This is a genomic window from Aureliella helgolandensis, from assembly GCF_007752135.1.
Lineage (GTDB): Bacteria > Planctomycetota > Planctomycetia > Pirellulales > Pirellulaceae > Aureliella > Aureliella helgolandensis.
Genome location: NZ_CP036298.1, coordinates 2,639,188 through 2,660,954, shown reverse-complemented (window position 1 = coordinate 2,660,954; position 21,767 = coordinate 2,639,188). Strand labels below are relative to the sequence as shown.

Below are 21,767 nucleotides of genomic sequence, written 5' to 3'. Positions count from 1 at the left end.
CTAGTACCGCAACACCAAATCTTTGCAAATCGATGGAATGGATTCTTCGTTGAGTAAATGGTAGACCGCAATGCGTTGGGCGAGCAATCGCGATAAGGCAATTTCAAAAGCATCATTCTCGTAGTTGTTCACGATGGCTGCCACGGAATAGCCCTGCCGAACGAGCAATCCTAAAGCGAGGGCAGCCGTTTCGGTAACTTCCTGCAGTATGACAAACACGGTTGCGTCACGCGCCAGACGACTCTGGGTTTCGATCAGCAAATCTTCCAGGGGCAGTCCGTCGGTCCGCTCAAGCCGAGCGAGTGTTTGGTGGCATTGCGTAAAGTGCTCTGGCCCACGAGCGGCGGGCAGGACTACTGGACGCAGCCTCTCGCTCTTGCGTCGCATCACCACACTGCTGCGGGCAGCAGCAATACTTTCGAACTCCTGGGACTGGGATTTGAGTAAGGGGGTACGCTGTGCTAGGCGATCGACTGCATCGCGTCCATTGGAGACGACTCCGAATTGCTGCTGCACTTGGAGCAGTGTATGGCAAATGGAGGCCGCAGCCGTCACCGCTAAATCAGTGCGCACGGGCTCATGGTGGTCTGGATTCGATTCAACGTGCATGTCCAGCACAAGGTTAGCGCCGGCCACGCTGGTGGGCTGATACTGCTTGGACTGCAGTTGTCCGGTGCGAGCGGTAGCCCGCCAATGAATACTGCGGAGAGGATCTCCTGTCTGGTACTTGCGAATCCCCGATATCATGGTCGAGTCCTCTAGCAATCGATAGCTAACCTTCACTTCCCCGACAGGGCGTCGAGAGGCAACGTCATAGCCATCCAAGGGGATCAACTTGGGGAGCACCAGCAGGTAAAAGGGCTCAGCCAATGTCCGGAAGCGACGGTGCAAGCCGAGCAAATCTCCCGTCTCTGCAACTGCCGGTCCAATGGGGAAGTAGCCTCGCCGCAAGCCTTGAATGCGGTAGGACATGACACGGCTGCTATGCGCGGGCACATTCGACAGGCGGAGTGGGCTGCCTTCGACTTTCAGCGCCGGTGGCGGACCCAGCAGTGCTGCCGCTGGTAGAATCTCCTCCAGCAGTACCCAAAATACCGACCAAGAATCGCGGTTATCGATTCGGAGCTGAACCGAGATCGTTTGCTCCACATCAATTTGCTGAGCGGATACGGTCCGGGTTGCTACGAGTGCTTGAGTCCAGCGTTGCGTCAGGTAGCGGCTAATCCAAAATACGGCGAACATGACGTAGGCCGCGTAAACCAGCAAGCTGGCCCCAAACAGCAGACCAACGATCAACAGAAGTGCGAGCCCAACTAGGGTTCGCATCACTGACCATAAAGACGAATGTTGTCGAACTCGTTCATGTCATCGAACGAACCGATGCCAATGCGTCCTTTGCCAAAAGTTGTATCGGTAGCTTTCATGTGCGGTGTTTCCATGTCATCAAAGTAGATCTCGATGGTTCCTTCTGCACTCTTGCGAACAAGCTTAATTGTATGCCACTGGTCATCCCAAGCGACGAGCTTCTTGTTTTCCGTTAAAGGGCGGCGCGGCTCCGCGTTCACAATCATGATCTGCCCGCTGGCCGGGTCCGGTTTGGCGCCCATGTGGACGTAATAGAAATGTTCCGCATCTTGATGACAGAAAAACGTACAGCAATCTCGGTGATTTCCAGTGTCCTTAGTGCTTCGAACGTCATAGATCAGTACCACATCCTCCAGCTCAATATCCTTGATCAACGCAATATTGTAAGGGCTACGCACCTTGGGTTCGTAATTGCTCTGACGACGATTCAGGCCGAAGGAATGGTTGCCTGGCTTGTATTCGTTGAGTGTCCAAGCTGTCGCGTCGGTGGTCTCCCAGCGATCGGATCCATGCTCAAAATCTTCGCTAAATACCAACGGCATGCCTAGTGATTGCTCATCTGCGGCTTCGATCTGAGGAGAGGTCGTCGGCGTCTCATCGAAGGCGCGGGCGGTGTGGCTACTGGCGATGATGCACCCGATGAGCAACAGGCGGGGGAAGGTGATACCAGCAAACATGCGAATCGTACTCCGTTAGAGGCAAAATTGATTTCCAGCCGCGTGGCAACACCAGCAAGAATGCGAGGTGGCTGCACCAGCTAACAATAATTGTAGCAGACGTGATCGTACTGCACGGCAACCGAAGTGCATGAGGGTGCGCGTGCGTTGCTGGGGATGCGAAAGTTCATGGACTCTCCAGCCTGTGCGTTACTCCAGATCGGACCGGATCGTACTCCAAAGCGGATGGAGGCCCTCCCGCGGGTACGGCACAGCGTCTCGAGTCATCGTCCTCCCCCCTTTTCTGACCGCAAGTTCCCCGCCTCGGCCATGCTTGGAGGAAGTCAATAGCGTGCGACGCTAGGGTCGATTTCCTGGCTCCAAGCGTCGATACCGCCAGTCATATTGCGAGCTTCGGGGAATCCGTTCTCGCGCAACCAGTGGGTGACACGCAGGCTGCGTCCGCCGTGATGGCAATGGACGACGACAGGCTTGCCGGAAAGTTCTGCGAGCTTTTCCCCAGCCTGTTGCCATTGGCTCATCGGCAGCAGTATCGCCCCTTCAATGTGTGCGGCGTCCCATTCGTCGGGTTCGCGGCAATCGATCAGGACGATGTCATTGGCGGACAACTGCTGATGTACGTCGGAGACGCTGATTTCAATCGGTGTCGACTCTGTCATGGTTAACTACTCCTTGACCGTCGAGAAGATGAGTACGGTGGCCGAACGGAATTTTTCACCCGGCTTAAGCACCGTATTGGGGAAGTTGGGGTGATGGATCGAATCGGGGAAATGCTGAGTCTCTAGACAGCAGGCACTCTGGTGAGCGTAGACAGCACCCCCTTTACCCACGTCGCCTCGCAGAAAGTTTCCCGAGTAGAATTGAATGCCCGGTTCGGTGGTCATGATCCGCAGGGAGCGTCCCGACTGCTTGTCGGTTAGAACGGCAGCCAAGCGTTGTTTCTTGTCTCCCTCGGGAGCGTTGAGTACGAAATTGTGGTCGTACCCCAGGGCGGGCGTCTCGACGAGCTCGCCAATGTGCTTGCCGATCTTGATTGGCTTGCGGAGGTCAAAGGGAGAGCCTTCTACCGACTTGATCTCACCTGTGGGAATCAGCGTCTCATCAACTGGAGTGTAACTGTCTGCATTGATGCGAATGCGGTGGTCCAGAATCGTGGGGCTGCCTTGCCCTGCCAAATTGAAGTAAGCATGATTGGTTAGATTGATGGGAGTGGCTGCGTCGGTTTCGGCGGTGTAGCGAATCGTCAACGCATTTTTGTCCTTGGCCAACGCGTAGGTCACGACCAAGTCGAGCTTGCCAGGATAGCCCTCTTCACCATCGGGACTACTGTAGCTGAACGCGACGCCTTGACCGCGTTCGTTTTCAAACGGTTGAGCCGCCCATTCCACTTTGTCCAGACTTCGTTCTACACCACCGTGCAGCGCATTGGGCTCATTGTTAACAGCTAAGGTGTAATCTTTGCCATCCAGAGTAAACATTCCCTTGGCAATCCGATTCGCCACGCGCCCTGCGGTGCAGCCGAAATACTGATTGGCGGCACTTTCGTATCCCGTCACATCATCAAAACCGAAGATGATGTCCTCAACTTGCCCCTCGCGATCGGGTACCTGGAGCTGCACCAGCGTGGCGCCATGCGTCATGACTTTGACGATTGCGCCAGCGTCGTTGGTCAATGTGTACAGTTCTACATCCTTCCCCGACTCGGTTTTGCCAAAGCTCGTGGCCGTTGGTTTGGCAGCTAGGGTTAGGGAACAAGTTCCAAGTGCTAGTGCAATAGCGGTTAACATTCTGTGCATATTGGACGTGGGCTCTGTTGATTAGGGGCAGGTAATTGGGAAACGCTCCGGAAATGGAGCTGTAGCTCAATGATTGGGGCAGTGCACTACGCTTGGCAGCACGCACCGCATCGCCGGGGGATGCCTTTCCCTAGGCTAGCTCTGAGGGGCTCGATTCTAACACAAGTCCTAGTCCTCCTGTTTGGAAACAGGGGGAGTTCCAGAGGATTGTTTCAGGAGTGGACGGCCACCAGACCGCAGACGAGCTGCGGCAGTGGGCGGGCATACTACGCCGCAGCTGACAATGAATTGAATCGCCTGGTCAATGGTTAGCTCTAGATCCACAACGTCTCGCTTGCGCACATTGATAGTGAAGCCTGTCATCGGCATGGGAGAGGTCGGAATGAAGATGGCGACCATTTCCTCATTGAGGGCGTCTTTGAGTTGTGGCAGGCTGTCGCTGGTCACAAAGCCTAGCGACCAGATGCCTACGCGTGGGTATTCGACCGCGACCACTCGCGTAAACTCGATTTCCCGTTCGCTGAGTACGAAGTCGGTAACTTGCTTGACGGACGAATAGAGATTGCGAACGATGGGCAACTGATGAATGATGCGTTCAAACGCAGTGACGAAAAAGCGGCCAACTCCCGCAGCCAGAAATCGCCCCACAAAATACAGAACGCTCAGGAGTACCAGCAGTAGTAGGGGAATGGTAAACCATCGCGGCATGTACCTGAGTTTGATGTAGGCATGGTAATAGTTCTGAGCCGATCTTGGATTCTGCATTTCGATCGGCAGCATATCGAGGCGGTGGTTTACCCACTGCACCACATATTCTGGCAAGAACTTACCACCCAGGGGGGCTTGCACGTAGTCCAGGCCGCCATACTCGAACCCTTTTTCAGGTTGATCCTCCACGGCCAGTTGCGAGGGCTCCGGAGGGCTCAGCAAGACGTCGCTAGTTGTCCACACCAGGAGTGTGCGGGCACCCGATTCAAGGGGAAGCAGTACATACTGCTCCACCGCACTGGCAATCCAGATCAGCAGCAATAGGGTGACCAGTGGCGGGGCAATAATGCTCGAACCGCGCCAGATGGCTCGCTGCCAGCTTGAGCGTGGTTTGGGAATGGCTTCATCCAATAAATTGTCGCTATCCATGGCGTTCTCGGCTCAAGCAATTTCTGTGTATGGGGCCCACTGAACAAGTTTCAAGCAAGTAGCATAGGCGAAAATACCGAAGTCGCTAGCCTGCTGGAAGCGGTGCCTGGGGAACCTCTCGGGCCCCTGTTCCCCGCGCCACGACCGCCACATCGACTTGACGTGCCCCCCCTTTGAGTATGATTCTAGCCAATTCCGCTGCCGTAGCTCCGCTGGTTAGCACATCATCGATTAGAAACACATGTTTGCCAGCGAAGGCATCCGCCGTTCGTAGCTTGAACGCCCCTCGCACATTCAATTTGCGCTCGGTCCAGGACAGCATCCCCTGCTTGGCGGTTTTGCGCACGCGACTGACCGCCCGGGTGTTGAGCGGCCAGTCCAGGCGGTCCGAAATGGCTTGGGCCAGCGAAGCGGCGGTATTGGCCGTTCGGGCGAAGGGGTGACTCCAGTAGTTGGGAACTGGAACGACTAAGGGGGCGGCGAGTCCATTTGCCAGTTTCCCCTTCGGTTGCGCAGCCACCAGTTCGACCTGCCTGAGACGCTCAGCCAGCAGGCGGCCTGCATATTGCCGAAAGCGTTCCGCGCTGTTCTTTTTCATCAGGATCGCCGCCTCGCGCAATCTACCTCGGTAGGGGCCCAAGGCGATGATCTTTCTGAATTTCCAGTCCATGTTGCGACAGCGAAAACAGTCTCGATTGGGGACCACGCTCGGCAGGGGGGTCGCACAGCGTTGGCAATGGTAGTACTCCGCGACCAGACGTTGCCGGCACTCGCTACACAGCCCATCGCCACTAGGTACGGGGCATTGGCACCAGTGGCATTCTGGCGGACAGATCAGACCGGTTAGAGCTTGCCAGCCCACTTGCAGAGTTTTCCAAGTTGCATTGGATGTCGGTTGCATACAGGACTCGCTATAATTTCCAGCCTCTGTGCAGTACAGGTTATTCGATCGCCGGACCGTATTGTACCTTTCTGCCGTCAGCATTCACTTCAATTCTATGCAATCTCTTCCGCAACTTGATCGTCGTTCCATCGAGAGCTTGCGGCCGAGTGTCCTGCGTCCTGCCGCCGGTGCAACGCCCCTGGATGCGGTTTGGGAGCGTGAGGCCGCCGATAAACTCGGGAAGCAGGTCGATGTGCAAACGATCTTCCTGCGTGGCAGTGAATGCCAATTTCGATGCCTGATGTGCGATCTTTGGAAATTCACCCACGAGCAGGCGACACCGACTGGTGTGTTGCCAGCGCAAATCGACACAGCAATGGCACAATTGCAAGCGGACATGCAGGGAACTCCAACATCGGAACAGTGGGTCAAGCTGTACAACGCTAGCAATTTCTTCTCCACCTTCAACGTTCCGCAGGACGATCTCCCGCGGATCGCTGAGCAAGTGGCGCCGTTTCACCGGGTCGTCGTCGAAAACCACCCGCGTTTGATCGGTCGTCCGGTGGCCGAGTTTGCACAACAAATCAATGGCCAGCTGGAGGTTGCCATGGGGCTTGAGACCATTCATCCGGAGGTCTTGCCAGCGCTCAATAAGCAGATGACGACTGCCGATTTCCAACGCGCGTGCCAGTGGCTGCTGTCGCATCAGATTGACATCCGCACGTTTATTCTCTTACGACCACCAGGCTTGAGTGAAGAGGAGGGAGTTCAATGGTGCAGCCGCTCGATTGACTTCGCCAATGAAGCGGGAGTGCGACATATTAGCGTCATACCAGTTCGTGGCGGCAATGGCGCACTGGAAATGCTCCAGCAGCGTGGTATGTTCACGCCGCCCACGGCCCGCTCTCTCGAGTTGGTGATGCAGCGACATGTCGCTAATTCCCAAGCGATTCTGACGGTGGACCTGTGGGATTGGGACAAGCTTTCTGGACACTGTCCCGCTTGCTCACCGCTAAGACGGGAGGCGTTGTACCAAGCAAATCTATCACAAAGTTTCAGCTCCAAACTCTTGCAATGCGCGACTTGTGACTCGCCGTGAAACGCCTCAAAGCATCTAAGGGATGAGCTACGAATGCTGGGAGGGCAGATGAGCCCAGTTGGCGAGACGGGCTGCTCGGCAATTCAGGCTTGGGTGAGTCGTCGTGTCCGCCGGGGCAAGCCCGGAGCGGAGCACTGCATAGCCGCTTTAGGATATTTGTCTGGTAGTTGGCTGGTAGTTGGCAGTTGTTGGCTCCGCCGGGGCAAGCCCGGCCGGAAGCAGGAAGCCGGAAGCCGGAAGCAGGAAGCAGGAAGCAGGAAGCAGGAAGCAAGAAGCAAGAAGCAAGAAGCAAGAAGCAAGAAGCAAGAAGCAAGAAAGCAGGGAGTATGGCTGTGGAGGGCTGACTGGGGGAGAGAGTTGCGATTGTTATTCAATTCGTTGGTGCTGCTTGCTTCCGTTCCGGGCTTGCCCCGGCGGAGCCAACAACTGGCGGCTACCGTTGGCTAGAATGAAATCAATCGGACAACTTCTTTCTCCGGATCTCCGTCCCGGGCTCGTCCCGGCGGGATCAGCGACTCGGTTGGGCACACTGGCATGGAACCGATCTACACCGCTGAAAATACGTACGCAGCGTACCAGCTAAATTGGTCACTTGCATTGTTTGGCAAAAGCGAGCTTCCAGATCCAGCCCTTTGGCTGGATAGCTTGCGGGGGGCCACGGAGAAGGACCGAGTGCGAGTACTCTCCTACCATCGACGTTCCACCAATGTTCTCCAATTCCTAATAAGCACCCTCCCCCATACCTCACCTGCAGAAATCGTCCGTGTCGTGAAAGGACGCTTGCAGTACTTGGTTCGCGACTGTCTTCCCCATGCGTTCCGGCGAAATTATCACGTTCAGAGCACAGGGGCCGCAACTTCGAAGGTTCTCGATCGGTACGTCGCGGGACAGACAGCTAAACATCCGATGGCCGATGCATCGGTTCAAACTTGCCTCGAAGCAATCCAGTTTGAAGATGTAACGATCGATGTTTCCCGACCTGTGGTTGGTACTTATGGCCAATACCTGAATGCGTTGCAAATTGTAGTGGAAAATGCAGGAGCTTGGCATGAAATCCGGGAAACGCAATTGCGACGTGTACGCGATATGATCGTTCGAACTGCCGGCAAAAAGAAGTGGAGATTGTCGAGGATTGGTCTGTTAAGCAACCATGTCCATGTGTTGCTCAGTGCCTCAGTGACCGAATCACCGCAGTCGATTGCGTTGTCCCTGATGAATAATATTGCATTTGTGTACGGCATGAAGCCGGTTCTGAAGTATAGCTACTATGCGGGGACATTCGGCAGCTATAATCGCGGCGCAATGGGCTTGCACGAGCGGTGAGTCGCCGTGTCCGCCGGGGCAAGCCCGAAGCGGAGCACTGCATAGCCGCTTTAGGATATCTATCTGGTAGTTGGCTGGTAGTTGGCTGGTAGTTGGCTGGTAGTTGGCAGTTGTTGGCTCCGCCGGGGCAAGCCCGGCCGGAAGCCGGAAGCCGGAAGACGATTTGTGGCAAAAATCGAGGTCTGAACACGCATAAACGCTTGGGTTGTGCTACGGTAGAGGCCCAACCCACACAGGCTGAGGATTGCAGGTTGCTACCGAATTGCAACGCTTTATCCTGGGGCACATTATTCGCTTCCCGCTTGAATTCGGTGGGGTGCAGAAAGTGGGGCCCAGTCCAGCCAGCCTACCCTCCTTGAAACCATCCTTCCTGCGCTTGGAGTGAAAAGTGAAAGATTCATGCTTCTCTACCAGAATTTTCTGGTGCGTGTTTACAATTTTAACGGCCCAGATGCACCTGAGTGCGCAAGATTTAAGTTCCGATGCGGACTTGCCGATTTCTGATACATCTCCTGCAAACGTTCCGAACGCGGACTCCCAAGATGCTGCGACAACTGGAGGAGTGGACGCAGGTTCGCCAGCCGTTGCGGTCGTCGAAGTTGCACCGCAGGTTTTGCTGCCGAGTGACAAGGAGCAGTTTCATCTCTTCCTGCTGGCGGGGCAATCGAATATGGCGGGCCGTGGACCCATCGCTCCCGAAGACTTGGTGACGCACCCAAGAGTGCTGTCTCTCAACGCTGGTGGAGAGTGGCAACCCGCCGTGGCGCCATTGCACTTTGACAAGCCAGGGATGGTCGGCGTGGGGCTCGGACGCGCCTTCGCCTTGCAGTACGCCAAGGATCATCCGGAAGTGATTGTGGGATTGGTGCCATGTGCGGCTGGCGGTTCGGCGATCAGCTCATGGACTCCAGGCGGCTACCACCCTCAAACCAAGTCGCATCCCTATGATGATGCACTGTCACGTACCAAGTTGGCGATGCAGGATGGTGTGCTTCAGGGGATACTGTGGCATCAAGGCGAATCAGACTCAGGTCCGGGACCCTCGGCCACCTACAAGTCCAACTTGCTCGAACTCATCGGACGCTTTCGCCAGGAGTTGGCGGCGCCGGACGTGCCTGTCATCATCGGGCAACTAGGCCGTTTCCCTGGGAAGGAGTGGAATGAGGGACGCTATCTAGTGGATGCCTCCCATAAGGAAATCCCGCGTCTCGCCAACCACACGCAATTCGTATCGAGTGCGGGGCTAGTCGATAAAGGAGATCAAACGCATTTCGCCTCCCCCTCCGCACGAGTGTTTGGGCAACGCTACTATCAAGCATTTAAGTGGGAGCAGATGCTTCAACCCACCCTGACTCTGGCACCCAGTCAAGAAAATACTCGCAATAGTGAAGGGGATTTCATTCAGCTCAAGAGCGGTAAGATCCTGTTTGTCTATTCGCGTTTTACGGGTGGAATGAGCGATCACGCAGCTGCACAGCTTGTCAGTCGCAGTAGTTCTGACGGAGGCCGCACTTGGTCTGATACCGAACGCTTGCTGGTCGATCGAGGCGAGGCGCTGAACGTCATGTCGGTGTCACTTTTGCGATTGCAGGATGGACGCATTGCGTTGTTCTATTTGAAGAAGACTTCCCTGGCCGACTGTCGACCGGTCGTTTGCTACTCGAGTGATGAAGCCAAGACTTGGACGCCACCAGCTGAGATCATTCCAGCCGAACACGTCGCCTACTATGTGCTCAACAATGATCGCGTGGTGCAACTGTCCAGTGGCCGCATCGTTGTCCCTGTGGCCTTGCATGGAAACGTGGGAGAGAAATCCCAAACCGATTGGGCGGGCAAGTTGACGACCTACCAATCGGACGATGGGGGAGTGCAGTGGCACGCCTCCCAAACCCTGCAGCCTGCTCACGCACCCGATGGAAGTCGCGTCCACGCACAGGAGCCGGGCATCCTCGAATTGAATTCGGGACGGCTGATGATGTGGTTTCGCACCAACGCGGGCGAGCAATATCAATGCTTTTCCGACGATGAGGGGGAGACGTGGGGTGCGACTCAGCCGATGGGATTAGCCTCCCCCACCTCGCCTGCTTCCATCGAACGGATTCCCTCTACGGGCGATTTGCTAGCCGTTTGGAACGACCTTTCGCATTTGGAAGTGGAGCAACGGAAATTGCGAACTCCGTTGGCGGTCGCGATCTCGCAAGACGAGGGACAAAGCTGGACAACGCCACAGCCCATCGCCAGTGATCCCCAGGGCTGGTATTGCTACACGGCTATCGATTTCGTTTCCGAGCCATTGGCGGGGCACGATCGTTCTGTCCAGGAAAAACAAGTGGAATCCGTGTTGTTAGCGCACGTCGCTGGCAGGCAGCAAGCGGGACAGCATCTAGCCACCACCCAGATGAAACGCTTGTCCATCGCTGAACTGTATCGACGCTGCGGATTGCCTTGGCTGCTTGAATCCCGAAGGATTTGGGATGTGCCCAAGCATAGTGCGTTTACCGATTTAGTCCGCTTTCAGGGGCAGTGGTTTGGCGTGTTCCGCGAGGGAGCATCGCATGTCTCACCCGATGGTGCACTCCGCGTAATCTCCTCCGTCGATGGTCAGAGTTGGCAGAGTTCTGCCGTGCTAACTCACGCCACCGCCGACCTGCGCGACGCCAAACTCACGGTAACTCCCGATCAACAACTGATGTTGTCCGGTGCAGCGGCCTGGCACGATAGATCCCAGCACTCGCACCAATCAATGAGCTGGTTCTCCGGCAATGGGACGGATTGGTCGGATGCAATTGAGATAGGCGATCCCGACTACTGGATGTGGCGCGCCACTTGGGGCCCCAGCGGTGAGGGGGCAGCCATGGTCTATAACGTGGGGTACGCAACTGGAAAGGCTGATGGGCCCCAGGCGCGCTTGTACCGCAGTGCTGACGGCCGCAATTATGAGACGCTCATGGATGATTTGGGCGTAGAGGATAACCCCAACGAATCATCGATGCTGTTTGACCAAGATGGCACTTGCTACTGTTTGCTGCGCCGTGGCGCGGGGAGCCAGAGTGGTGTACTAGGAAGAGCTTCTGCACCGTATACGGAATGGACATGGAGCGATTTGGAGATTCGCATCGGCGGACCTCATATGATTCGAATTCCGGATGGACGCGTGGTAGCGGCGGTTCGTCTGTATGACGGACGTGTGCGAACTTCGCTGTGCTGGGTCGACTTGCAAGCAGGGGCTTTGACCGAGTTTATGGAATTGCCATCGGGAGGAGATACCAGTTATCCCGGCTTGTATTGGCACGAGGATCGCTTGTGGGTGAGCTATTACTCATCCCATGAGTCGCAGGACAACGACTTTCTTTCTGCGATCTACATGGCCCAGGTTGCCATACCGGGGAGTCACTAGTGAATTGCTAGCATTACTGGCTCAGTTCAATGCTCTGGGAAACCAGCCGAAATTCACTTTGAAGTAACCGAATTTGGCGTTTTCGAACAAACGGCGTTGGGGAATCCCAGTTCGTGGTGTTATGCTACTTAGCGGTGCAGTTGAGGTAGATGTTGATTTGCTAATTTGCCCCATATTCAAATTGGCTCAGTTCCAATAGATAGCGACTTGTTCATGGAGGAACAGTCAGATGATCCACACTCTTCCAACTCGCATTTCTGGCGTTGAAATTTTGCGCAGCCAGGCCACTGGCACTTCAAGCAAGGAGGCGTCAGCGTGGTTTTCTGCAATTTCCCAGCAGTTTGGCGGGCCACGCAGGGAACGCGTTGTATGCACGCGAGCAGGCCAATTGACGGCCCCCAGCTACTATCGACTGGGAGGTACCGATCGAACCTTGCGCTGCCTGTCGGGTGAGATGGTCGTGGTGGTGATCGACACTCGCCATGACAGTCCAACCTTTGCACAATGGCATAGTTTCCTGCTCTCCAGCGACAACGCACGTGGGCTCTGGATTCCTGCGGGAGTGGCTGTCGGCTGGCAAACGGTCTCGCCGCGGGCGCAACTGGCGTTCAGCCAACGACTGTGCCAAGGCCGCTCTCAACAGGGGTGGTTGCGATGGGATGATCCGCAGCTGGCCATTGGTTGGCCAAGTATCCCCCAAGACTTGCTGGAGCAACCAGCCACCGCATTGGATCTGGAGGAGATTGCGAATCCAGATTTGCCCTGCCTGGCTCAAGTCCGACGCACCAAGGTACCTCAGGCCAAGTGTAGCGTGTGGTATCCCGCTGCGGCGATACGCCGCACATTGCATCGCCAAGAGAAGACTCGAACTCAAATACAATTCGCGAAAGTTCAAGTTGATGCTTCGCGCACGCCGTTGCAGCTTCCGAACGAACTGTCGAACGCACCTGGAGTGGTCGGAGCACGTCAGCCTGGAGCAGCTGCGGGAATCACAAGTCGAGCGACGTCTGCGATGGAGCCAACCACTGCTAAGGATGTAATCCTCGTGATCGGTAGTAGCGGTCAGCTGGGACATGATTTGTGTCGCTATCTACGTCAACTAGGGACGGTCGTTGGTGCATGCCGAGATCCTGAGAAGCACGGTTTGCTACCGGTTCCGACCTTTGTGGACATTAGCCGTCCGGCCAGCATTCGGACGGCGATTCGAAAGGTGCGTCCCAAACTCATCGTCAACGCCACTGGTTTAACGAATGTAGACCGGGCCGAGAAAGATCCCCGCATCGCCCAATTGGTCAATGCAGCAGCGCCGGCCATCATGGCGGAAGAGGCTCGTGAGGTGGGCGCCGGCATGATCCACTTTTGCACCGACATGGTATTCGATGGCAGTGGTGAGCGGCCGTGGAATGAACGCGACCGGCCCAATCCCTTGAATCAATACGGACGCACCAAGTTGCTGGGAACCGAAGCGATTCGCGCTAGTGGCGTGCCCCATCTTATCCTAAGAACGGGATGGCTCTATTCGACACATGGTGAAAACTACGTCAAGAGCATTGTAGATCTTTGCACTTACCGAAGCTCGATTACACTGGCGTCGGATCATTTCGGTTCGCCCACCAGTACCGATTGGCTGGCTCGCACCTTGACCGAATTGCTGTCGTCTGGAACAAACGATCTCGTGGGTTGGTTGGCGCAGTTCGGCGGGCTCTACCATCTTTCCAATCTTGGGTTCGCTAGTCGCGTTGAGGTGGGAGATCAAATCATTGCCACTTGCAAGCAGCTCACCCTGCCTGTGGTGCTGCAAAAATTCCATTCCGCCAAGCAAGCTGAGCTTCCTACACCGACGCCGTGTCCACTCAACTGTCGACTGGACTCGTCCGCCATCGCGGTCAAGTTCGGAATGACGCTGCCGCGCTGGCAGGCTGAGCTGAATCTGCAGATCGCCAAACTCTTGGACTCGAGCATTTTGCCAGCCCAAAGTGTGGCTTAGCTGCCAATGGCTGCTGATTCCACAGCTCCGTCTAAGGAATCGACTGGGCGTTCGGCGGTTCGAATTACGGTTCGCCGAATCTGGAGGGTGCGGTTTGGCGGGAGGGTTATTGGCACCATTCGACCACGTTGACTTTAAAAGGCTGCATGGAAATGCACCTGGAGATTGCATGCGTACATCCATTGCATTGCTGCGTGGCATCAATATGTTGGGGCGAAATCAGCTGCCCATGCAAGAGCTGGTCGAAGCGCTCGAGACGCTAAAAGTCAAAAATATCTCCACCTACATCCAGAGCGGAAATGCAGTCTTTCAGTCCTCCCGTCCGCTAGGCGTGACCTTTGGCGAACGGCTCGCGAAACTAATCGAGGTGCGTCGTGGATTCAAACCGTATGTGTTGGTTGCTGACGCGAGTATCATCGAAGCTGCGATTGCGGAAAATCCTTTTGTCGTGGCAGAGGAATCTGCCAAAACGCTGCACGTCTATTTCCTGTCTGCTCCAGCTACGCGTCCGGATCTCGCGAAGATGGCCTTGATCCAACAGCCTTCCGAGCAATTCCACTTAACCGACCGCTTTCTCTATCTCCATACGCCCGAAGGTTTTGGCAAATCGAAGCTGGCGGCCAGGATTGAGCGATTGTTGGGCGTTCCGGCCACGGCGCGGAACTGGCGAACAACTCACAAGCTGGCTGAACTAATTCGCGGCTGCTGAAACAGAATTTGGCTGGCGATGTTGCACGGCGGCAATGGCTTCGTCAACCGCAATCACTCTGGCGTATCGATCCCGGAGTGTAGCCAAAGAAGCCTCGTGCAGCTCCGGTGTTACTGTAGCGCAGCAGTCTTCCACGACGGTTACCAGATAGCCCAGGTCGCAGGCATCGCGAACGGTCGTTTCCACACATTCGTTGGTATAGACCCCGACGATGAACAGTGCTTCGATTCCCAAGTTCTTGAGAACGTAATGAAAGTTGGTGGAGGAGAAGACTCCACTAGCCGTTTTGTTGATGACGATTTCGTCGCGGCTGGGGTCCGGCGCGATCTCTTCGAGGAACTCAGCCTCCTGTGATCCTGGAGCGGCCAGCAGGTTCAGTCGTTTGTGCCCCTTTCCACGATCGCGTCCGTCGCGGGTTAAGGACTGGATGCGAGTGTGAATGACTTCCAGTTCTCGGCTACGGAAGGCGTCTTGAAGCTTTCGGACGTTGGGCAACACGGTGGATTCTAGACGCCCGAAGTAGTAGGCTTGCGCGTCCGGTTCGACACCGCTGGATTGGTCGGGACCGAAGACCCCCACGCCCGGTTTGGCATCCAGATACTGCAGATCGATGCAGAGCAGGGCGGTTTTCCCTGAAATCATATATTCGCGATGTCCTGGAGTGTCGACAAAGGAGTCGAAATAGACATCGCGAAGCGGATCAATGTGTTCTTCAGCTGTTGGATCGGAATGCATAGGTAATGTTGAACTAGGAGCGAAAAGCGGATGGTGAAGACGCCATCTTAATCGTTTGAGTGGATCATCCAAAGTCCCGCAAGGTGCTGAGCATCAAATTGGCCCCAGCCTCGATATCGGACCAAGCGGTCCATTCTGCGGGAGAATGGCTTTGCCCGCCTTTGCTGGGGACAAAGATCATCCCCGTCGGAACCATTCGGCCCATGATTTGAGCATCGTGGGCCGCACCACTGTGCATCTGCTGGTAGTCCAGTCCCAGGGCTCGTGCCTGATGGCATAACCGTTCTACCAGTGGAAGGCTGCACTGAACGGGGTGGATGTAGCTTTTCTGCTCGAACTCAAACATCAAGTTGCGCCGCCGTGCGATGGCGGAAAGGGCTTTGCGAAACGCGGCGGAAAGTTCCTCGAGGGTTTCTTCGGAGGTGTCGCGGCAGTCAAGCGAAAATTCGACCAGCCCCGGCACGGTATTGGCCGCTCCCGGGAGAATCTGAGCTTTTCCAATTGTTGCACGACTGCGCTCACTGCCGTTTTCAGCGAGGATCCGGGGAATTTCATGCGCGAAGTCCGCCAGTCCCATAAATGCATCGTTGCGCATTTCCATGGGGGTCGTGCCCGCATGATTGGCTTCACCGCGAAGTCGCACTGTCCAGGTGAAGAGTCCTGTTATTTCATCAACGACCCCAACCGATTTGCCGAGACTGTCGAGCACGGGGCCCTGTTCGATGTGCAGTTCTAGATAGCCCGCGATCGATTCAGGATCACGAGCAGCATCGAGTGCGGCGAGCGGATCAAATCCTTGCCGTTCCAATTCGTCTTTCAGCAAAATGCCATTGAGATCCTTCATCGTGGCTAATTTTTCGGGATTGATCAGTCCGCAAACCGATTGCGAACCAAACATTCCACCAAACCGCCCCTCTTCATCGCTGAAGGCGATCAACTCAATGGTCTGCTGCGGTTGGAAGCCGTTTTCGTGCATGCACCGCAAACACTCCAAGCCGACGACCACCCCCAAGGTTCCGTCGAGTGCTCCGGCACAGGGGACGGTGTCAATGTGCGATCCCACGATCAAACGCGGTGCGTCGCTGTGCCCCTCAAGAATGGCTGAGATGTTGGCGGCACCATCTACCTCGCAGGGTAAATCCGCTGCAGCAATCTGCTCTTTCAACCAGCGTTTGCCTTCCATATCCGCGTCGGTAAACGCCATGCGGTAGATGCCGCGATCCGCTTGATTGCGTCCAATCTCTGCCAGAGTCAAAATATCCCGTTTGATTCTCTCCAAGTTGACCGTCATTGCAGCTCCCAAAATGCCTCGAACCTATTTGTCACTAACCTTTGATCACTCGCGTGCCCGCAAAGTCGTCGTGCAAACAAGCGCGGTTGGCACGGAAGATCAGGACTGAGTCGATTAAGCCGACCACGCCTCCTATATAGGGAATCATCGCCAACAGCCACAGCCAAAGATAGCGTTTGAGAACAAGTGGAGCGAAGGGGACTAGTTCTCCGGTCTCTCGACTCACGATGCGGGTTTTCATGACCAGCTTGCCTACGGTCCGGCCCTGCGTGGCTAATAAATAGCCATTGATCAATAAGAAACCACCAATTCCTAGAATCCCTCCTCCCACTTGCGAGACAATCCCGCTTAGAAAACCATCCCCCAATAACGCGCCCATTGCGAGGCCAAACACAACAGCGCAGGGTATGACGAGCAAAAGTTGAAGAATGCCATCAATGAATGCTCCCGCAAATCTTTCACTTCGGGTGGCATCCTGTCCCAATTCACCAACAGCCAGGCTGGGAGGAATGGAGGTATCGATTGAAGTAGGCGCGTAGGGGTTGGGTTGTTCCATGTCTAACAAATCCGTGAGTTGGAAGGCATCGGTTCTATGCAGCTGGTCCAACAGCATGCGACGATGTAGTGCCCCCATTCTCAGGGGAGTAACCTGTCAATGCAAGCTAGGGGGAAAGGCATTCTGAGCGCTTCGCCCCGGACGGGCGCTCCCAGCTACGACTTGCCAAAATTTTCCCATTTCTCAACTTTTGGCGCATGGATTTCTGCGGCGCGGGTCCTAAGGAATGGTGGCCAATTGTCGTTGCTTAGAAATGAACAACAGAACGGGCTTCTGGAGTAGCCCAGGCACTTGCGAGAGCGGAGAAAATGGTGCGATGGATGATCTGATATTGGGAATCCTTGTTTTTATTGTCGTTCTCTTCGCTTGGGCTGCACTGGGGCATTTAATCTGGATGGGGACAATCGCCCTCCTCAAGGCGCTGCTTGGAATTCGCTGTGCTCAGTGCGGGCGATTGACTTTTCAAGCCGCTTGCTCGACCTGCTCAAGATCCGTCAGCCCACCGCGGACATTTACGCCAGAGGATGACATGCAGGGCTTGCTGCGGTTAAAAGCACTGGCGCTGCATCACCGGTGGCTAGACCCCACGCAATCTGAGCAGCTGGAGCAATTAATCACTCAGTTGCAAACCTGGCTGCGAAGCCCGACTGGAGAAAAGTTGGTTCCGCCAGTGCAGCGGGTGGACCAATCGCCAACAATCCGTTCTGGAGAGCACGAACTCAATCGTCGGACAGCGCCTGAAGCGGGGGACTCGCCTAGGGGGATTGTGAACGCGTTAGTCACCCCTCACGCAGCAGTTGGTCCACCGCTCCACGCGGAGCTCGTTCGTAAATCGGAAGGTGGGGCTCCCAACGAAGAATCGAAGGAAGGGGGAACCGACCGGCCGAAAGCCATGCATCCACTCGATCTGACTTATGACGAAGATGGCACTGCAGATTTATCCCGTCCTTCTTCGCGGGCCTTGTCGCGGGAAGTTTCACCTAAGTTTGCTTCCTCGTCCTCTCTGCCAAGTAGAGAGGACTGGGATGCCTCCCCGAGGGCCTCGGGATTCTTCCATCTCCGCTCTGGCTTTCTCGAAGCATTCATGTTGCAGTCCAATATCCGTTGGATTGAACTCATTAGCGCTACGCTGATTGTTACCTGTTCGGTGGGACTCGTTATTAGCTTATGGAACACGTTGTCTCAAACGAGTCGCTTCTTTCCGTCGCTCGTATTTCTGATGGCCACTTTGGCAATTCATGGGGCAGGGCACTACACCATCCGGCGGTGGAAGCTACGCACGACGTCCCGAGGAATGCTGCACATCGGACTGATGCTGATTCCACTGGCCGTGCTTGTGGGAATACTGCTCTCGAGACGCGACGGGCAACTACCGCCGCTGAATATGTTGACGGGTCTGATGCTGTTGCTGGGAGCGGGAGCGTATGGAGCATTGGCGTGTACCGCAGCCAGAAAGCTTTTCCACCGCAACTGGAAGTTGGTGGCGGCGTCTACGATCACCGCAAGCGTCACACTAGTCCTGTTCCAATACGCATGGGACTGGAGTCTGATGCATCGAGGTGTCCTCGCGGTACTGCTAATTCCGCTGTGCGCCCTCAATTGGAGGACTGTAGTGGTGACAATTCGCATGGCATCGGAGGTTGCCATGAGTCCATGGCGCATTCGACGACTCGGTGGCATGGTGACTCAAGTCTTATTTGCCAGCCTTGTGGCGGTGGTGTTTTGGATAGCGAAGGCGGGGAGTGTCCACGCTCTGACGGGCCCCTGGTGGATTGCGCTCAGCAGTATTTTAGCTGGCTGGATTGCTTGGGGATGGTCCGTCAGCAACCCGCCGAGCTCAAGCCAAGCTAAATCGAACTCCGCTACGGCGAGTTGGTTGCAAGTGGCGGGAGTTGCGGTTGGCATCGTGGGCTGGCTGTTGTTGCTCGGGGCTGTTTTCCAAGTCCTCGATGCGACTCCTTGGGTGCTTTGCATGCTAGCCAGTGTGGGCGTCTGCTGGATTATGCAAGGATACTGGTGCCAGCGTTCGGAGATTCTACTGGCTGGCTGCACCGCCGCGATTGCTGCGCTAGGCTTGGGAATCGAACTTGCTGTGAACCCCCTGCCCATCGCGGCCGTTGCGAGTTGGGTGGAGTTCACGCGGGTGGCGAGTTTCACCGTGGCTGGACTGGTTCCCTGCCTAATTTATGGAACTCAGCGACTTTCCATGGGGGCGCGGGCGGTTTCGCTTGCCCGGAACAATGAAGCTCCTGCGGCAGTGGGAAATCAACTCCTACGCCAGCTGTTTTTCGCTGGCTTGGGATGCTTGGCAATGACAATCTTGATGATTGTGGCTGCTTTGCTAACTTCGCTGGGGACAACTCCCTACGGTGGCAATTGGGCACCTAGTGCCGCAGTCGTCTACGGAATGTTCGGATTGTTGATTGCCGTGTTCTGGGCGCATAATCCGCCGCCGGTTCACTCTCAAACCTCTCGGGCAAATCTCTTAGTCGGTTTCGCCTTTGCTTCACACCTCTTGCTGCTTCTGGGAGCAATTGGGGTTTGCCAAACGAGTCCCATGGCAGCCTTCCTCTTTTCAGACCTCCGACCGGAGCGTGCTTGGGCCGTCGGAATCCTTTGCGTTGGTGTGCTATCGACCTGGGGGGCAGCTTGGATTCGATTGGGGTTGGCAGGTTGGCGCCCCAGTGATGCCAGCGCAGGCCGTGCCGAGATTTCCGAGAGCAGCTGGCGAAACTATGCAGCGTGGGTCTGTCATTTCTCGCTGGTGTTGGCTCTCGCGAGCGCAGTTGCGTTGTGGACCGACCCAGACGGTTTGCTGTGGCCCAGTTGGCTAGGATGGATGTTACCGCTCACCTGTCTGGCGACCTGGTTTGCATCGCGCCAGTCCCGCTGGAGAGAATTAGCGCTGCTGGGGACTTGCACGTGGGGCGGGACGATATTCTTGGAGCTCGTCCTGTCGCATCGGTGGTGGTCGCAATTAGGATTGCCGAGTTGTATTCTACTAGGCCTTAAACAAGCGTACTCCACTTGCTTGGCGGAGCATTTGCGCATAAAAAAACTCGAAATATCCTGCAGTTTGTTGGTCTTTTTTCACCAGCCCAACAAGCCGCTCGCTAACCACGATGGAGATTTCGAGTGAAGACGATTAAAGCAGATTTGATTCGAAAACGCAAACGACGTATCAAGAACAGGTTACAGAATTCGGCTGCTCACGATCGCGGACACCCCATGCTCAAAGGGGACAAGATTGCGTATGAGCTGGCACAAAAAGCAGGCGGGACCGCCTACGGGGGCGTCGCCGCCATCCATCGATTCGCAAAGAAGATCGGACTGCCGAAACGGATCGACGATGCCTTGCACTTGTTCAAAATCCATCGCCCCTATCATGAATCCGATCATGTTTTGAATTTGGCTTATAACGCGCTCTGCGGAGGAACTTGCTTGGAGGACATTGAACTGCGCCGCAACGATGAGTCATTTCTCGATTCGATCGGAGCCGAAAGGATCCCCGATCCAACCACCGCAGGAGACTTCTGTCGCCGATTCGATCCCTATCATATTAATCGTTTGCAAGATGCCTTCGATCAAGTTCGCTTGGATATCTGGCAACAACAAGACAATGCGTTCTTCGATCAAGCGACCATCGAGATGGATGGCACGATCGTCGAAACAACCGGTCAGTGCAAAGAGGGAATGGACATCAGCTACAAAGGCATCTGGGGTTACCATCCGTTGGTGATAACGTTGGCCGAAACGGGCGAAGCTTTACGCCTGGTCAACCGTAGCGGCAATCGTCCCAGCCAAGAAGGCGCAGCCGAGCAAGCCGACACGGCGATCTCGCTTTGTCGCCAGGCAGGCTTTCGCCGAATCGTTCTGCGAGGCGACACCGCGTTCACTCAAACGATTCATCTGGACCGCTGGCACCGGGCAGGCGTGAAGTTCACCTTTGGCATGAAGGCCTACCCGGGACTCGTCGATATCGCGGAAAACGTGCAAATTGACGCTTGGAAGCAGTTGCCTCGCTCGCCCAAATACGCCCCGAATACACCTGACCGAGACCGTCCTGAGAACGTGAAAGAACAGATTGTCCAGCTGCGTGGCTACCCCAACAAGCGTCTGACTTCAGAGTGGGTCACCGAGGTTCCTTACAGCCCCACCGATTGCAAAGAGACCTACCGCTTAGTGATCCTTTGCAAAGAACTAGAAGTCACCAAGCAGGGTCGATTGTTCGACGACTGTCTGTACTTCTTCTACCTGACCAACGAAGCGGGCGATGTGCTCAGCACCAATGACGTTGTGTATGCCAGCAACGATCGCTGTGACCAAGAGAACATCTTGGCTCAGTTAAATCAGTGCCGGGCGCTCCACGCGCCGGTGGACAACCTGGAATCGAATTGGGCTTACATGGTGATGACGGCCCTGTCGTGGAACTTGAAAGCGTGGATCGGATTGAGCGTTCCGATAAACGGACGCTGGCGTGAGCAACACAAGCAAGAAGGTCGGGCTGTGATCCGCATGGAGTTCAAACAATTCGTAGAACAGTTCGTGCGACTTCCGGCACAGATCGTTCGCAGTGGACGGCAGTTGGTGGTCCGTCTGTTGTCATGGAGCGAATCTCTGCATGTGTTCAATCGCTGGGTTCGCTTCGCGCTTGAGTGAGTGCCGAAATCACGAAGCTGAGGTATGTAAGCCTCAGTACCGCCGCCAGCCTCAAACCGCCCGCAGGGCACCTGACCGACCGATGCCTGAAATTCACGACCGAAAAATCCCCCGCTGGTCCCGCCAGCAGATCGCCGCTGCGCCTCCACCAAC

Annotated in this window: 16 protein-coding genes; 7 read left to right on the top strand and 9 right to left on the bottom strand. The window is 55.6% G+C overall.

Going from position 1 to position 21,767, the window contains the following annotated elements; all coding sequences use genetic code 11:
• The 6 genes from Q31a_RS09470 to Q31a_RS09445 form a co-directional block, all read right to left on the bottom strand.
• Positions 1-1,326: a DUF58 domain-containing protein gene (locus Q31a_RS09470; protein WP_145076945.1), complete on the bottom strand. Its 1,326-nt coding sequence runs from the start codon at positions 1,324-1,326 to the stop codon at positions 1-3.
• Entirely contained in the window at positions 1,326-2,042 is a 717-nt protein-coding gene (locus Q31a_RS09465) for a hypothetical protein (RefSeq protein WP_231691133.1), read from the bottom strand. Before Q31a_RS09465 ends, Q31a_RS09470 begins: the two co-directional genes overlap by 1 nt.
• A 323-nt stretch (positions 2,043-2,365) precedes the next feature.
• On the bottom strand, positions 2,366-2,701 hold the full coding sequence (locus tag Q31a_RS09460; RefSeq protein ID WP_145076943.1) for a rhodanese-like domain-containing protein: 336 nt from the start codon (positions 2,699-2,701) through the stop codon (positions 2,366-2,368).
• A 6-nt stretch (positions 2,702-2,707) separates the two neighbouring features.
• Positions 2,708-3,829: an aldose epimerase family protein gene (locus Q31a_RS09455; protein ID WP_197356565.1), complete on the bottom strand. Its 1,122-nt coding sequence runs from the start codon at positions 3,827-3,829 to the stop codon at positions 2,708-2,710.
• A gap of 177 nt (positions 3,830-4,006) precedes the next feature.
• A complete protein-coding gene (locus Q31a_RS09450; protein WP_145076939.1) occupies positions 4,007-4,975 on the bottom strand; it encodes a DUF502 domain-containing protein in 969 nt (322 codons plus the stop codon).
• Positions 4,976-5,060: 85 nt separating this feature from the next.
• Positions 5,061-5,876, bottom strand: a complete 816-nt coding sequence (locus Q31a_RS09445; RefSeq protein WP_197356563.1) for a phosphoribosyltransferase family protein — start codon at positions 5,874-5,876, stop codon at positions 5,061-5,063.
• Positions 5,877-5,973: 97 nt separating this feature from the next.
• Here Q31a_RS09445 and Q31a_RS09440 point away from each other — a divergent pair, with 97 nt between their 5' ends.
• The 5 genes from Q31a_RS09440 to Q31a_RS09420 all read left to right on the top strand — a co-directional run bounded on the left by Q31a_RS09440 (position 5,974) and on the right by Q31a_RS09420 (position 14,373).
• The gene (locus Q31a_RS09440; RefSeq protein WP_145076935.1) at positions 5,974-6,957 is read left to right on the top strand and encodes a radical SAM protein; all 984 of its coding nucleotides are present in this window, start codon (positions 5,974-5,976) and stop codon (positions 6,955-6,957) included.
• A 534-nt stretch (positions 6,958-7,491) separates the two neighbouring features.
• Positions 7,492-8,280, top strand: coding sequence for a hypothetical protein (locus Q31a_RS09435; protein ID WP_145076933.1), 789 nt, complete (start codon positions 7,492-7,494; stop codon positions 8,278-8,280).
• Between the two features lie 427 nt (positions 8,281-8,707).
• Positions 8,708-11,677: a sialate O-acetylesterase gene (locus tag Q31a_RS09430; protein WP_145076931.1), complete on the top strand. Its 2,970-nt coding sequence runs from the start codon at positions 8,708-8,710 to the stop codon at positions 11,675-11,677.
• A 229-nt stretch (positions 11,678-11,906) separates the two neighbouring features.
• On the top strand, positions 11,907-13,664 hold the full coding sequence (rfbD, locus tag Q31a_RS09425) for a dTDP-4-dehydrorhamnose reductase (protein ID WP_145076929.1): 1,758 nt from the start codon (positions 11,907-11,909) through the stop codon (positions 13,662-13,664).
• Positions 13,665-13,833: 169 nt separating this feature from the next.
• The gene (locus Q31a_RS09420; protein WP_145076927.1) at positions 13,834-14,373 is read left to right on the top strand and encodes a DUF1697 domain-containing protein; all 540 of its coding nucleotides are present in this window, start codon (positions 13,834-13,836) and stop codon (positions 14,371-14,373) included.
• Here Q31a_RS09420 and Q31a_RS09415 read toward each other — a convergent pair.
• The 3 genes from Q31a_RS09415 to Q31a_RS09405 form a co-directional block, all read right to left on the bottom strand.
• Complete coding sequence (locus Q31a_RS09415; protein ID WP_145076925.1) at positions 14,356-15,108, bottom strand: cysteine hydrolase family protein; 753 nt, start codon at positions 15,106-15,108, stop codon at positions 14,356-14,358. The genes Q31a_RS09420 and Q31a_RS09415 overlap by 18 nt on opposite strands.
• A 64-nt stretch (positions 15,109-15,172) precedes the next feature.
• Entirely contained in the window at positions 15,173-16,399 is a 1,227-nt protein-coding gene (locus tag Q31a_RS09410; RefSeq protein ID WP_145076922.1) for a Zn-dependent hydrolase, read from the bottom strand.
• A gap of 34 nt (positions 16,400-16,433) precedes the next feature.
• Complete coding sequence (locus Q31a_RS09405; protein ID WP_197356561.1) at positions 16,434-16,955, bottom strand: RDD family protein; 522 nt, start codon at positions 16,953-16,955, stop codon at positions 16,434-16,436.
• A gap of 316 nt (positions 16,956-17,271) precedes the next feature.
• On the opposite strand from Q31a_RS09405, the gene Q31a_RS09400 reads away from it, so the two are divergent.
• Entirely contained in the window at positions 17,272-20,094 is a 2,823-nt protein-coding gene (locus Q31a_RS09400; protein WP_145076918.1) for a hypothetical protein, read from the top strand.
• Positions 20,091-21,614, top strand: a complete 1,524-nt coding sequence (locus Q31a_RS09395; RefSeq protein ID WP_145075619.1) for an IS1380 family transposase — start codon at positions 20,091-20,093, stop codon at positions 21,612-21,614. Before Q31a_RS09400 ends, Q31a_RS09395 begins: the two co-directional genes overlap by 4 nt.
• Positions 21,615-21,767: the final 153 nt, after the last annotated feature.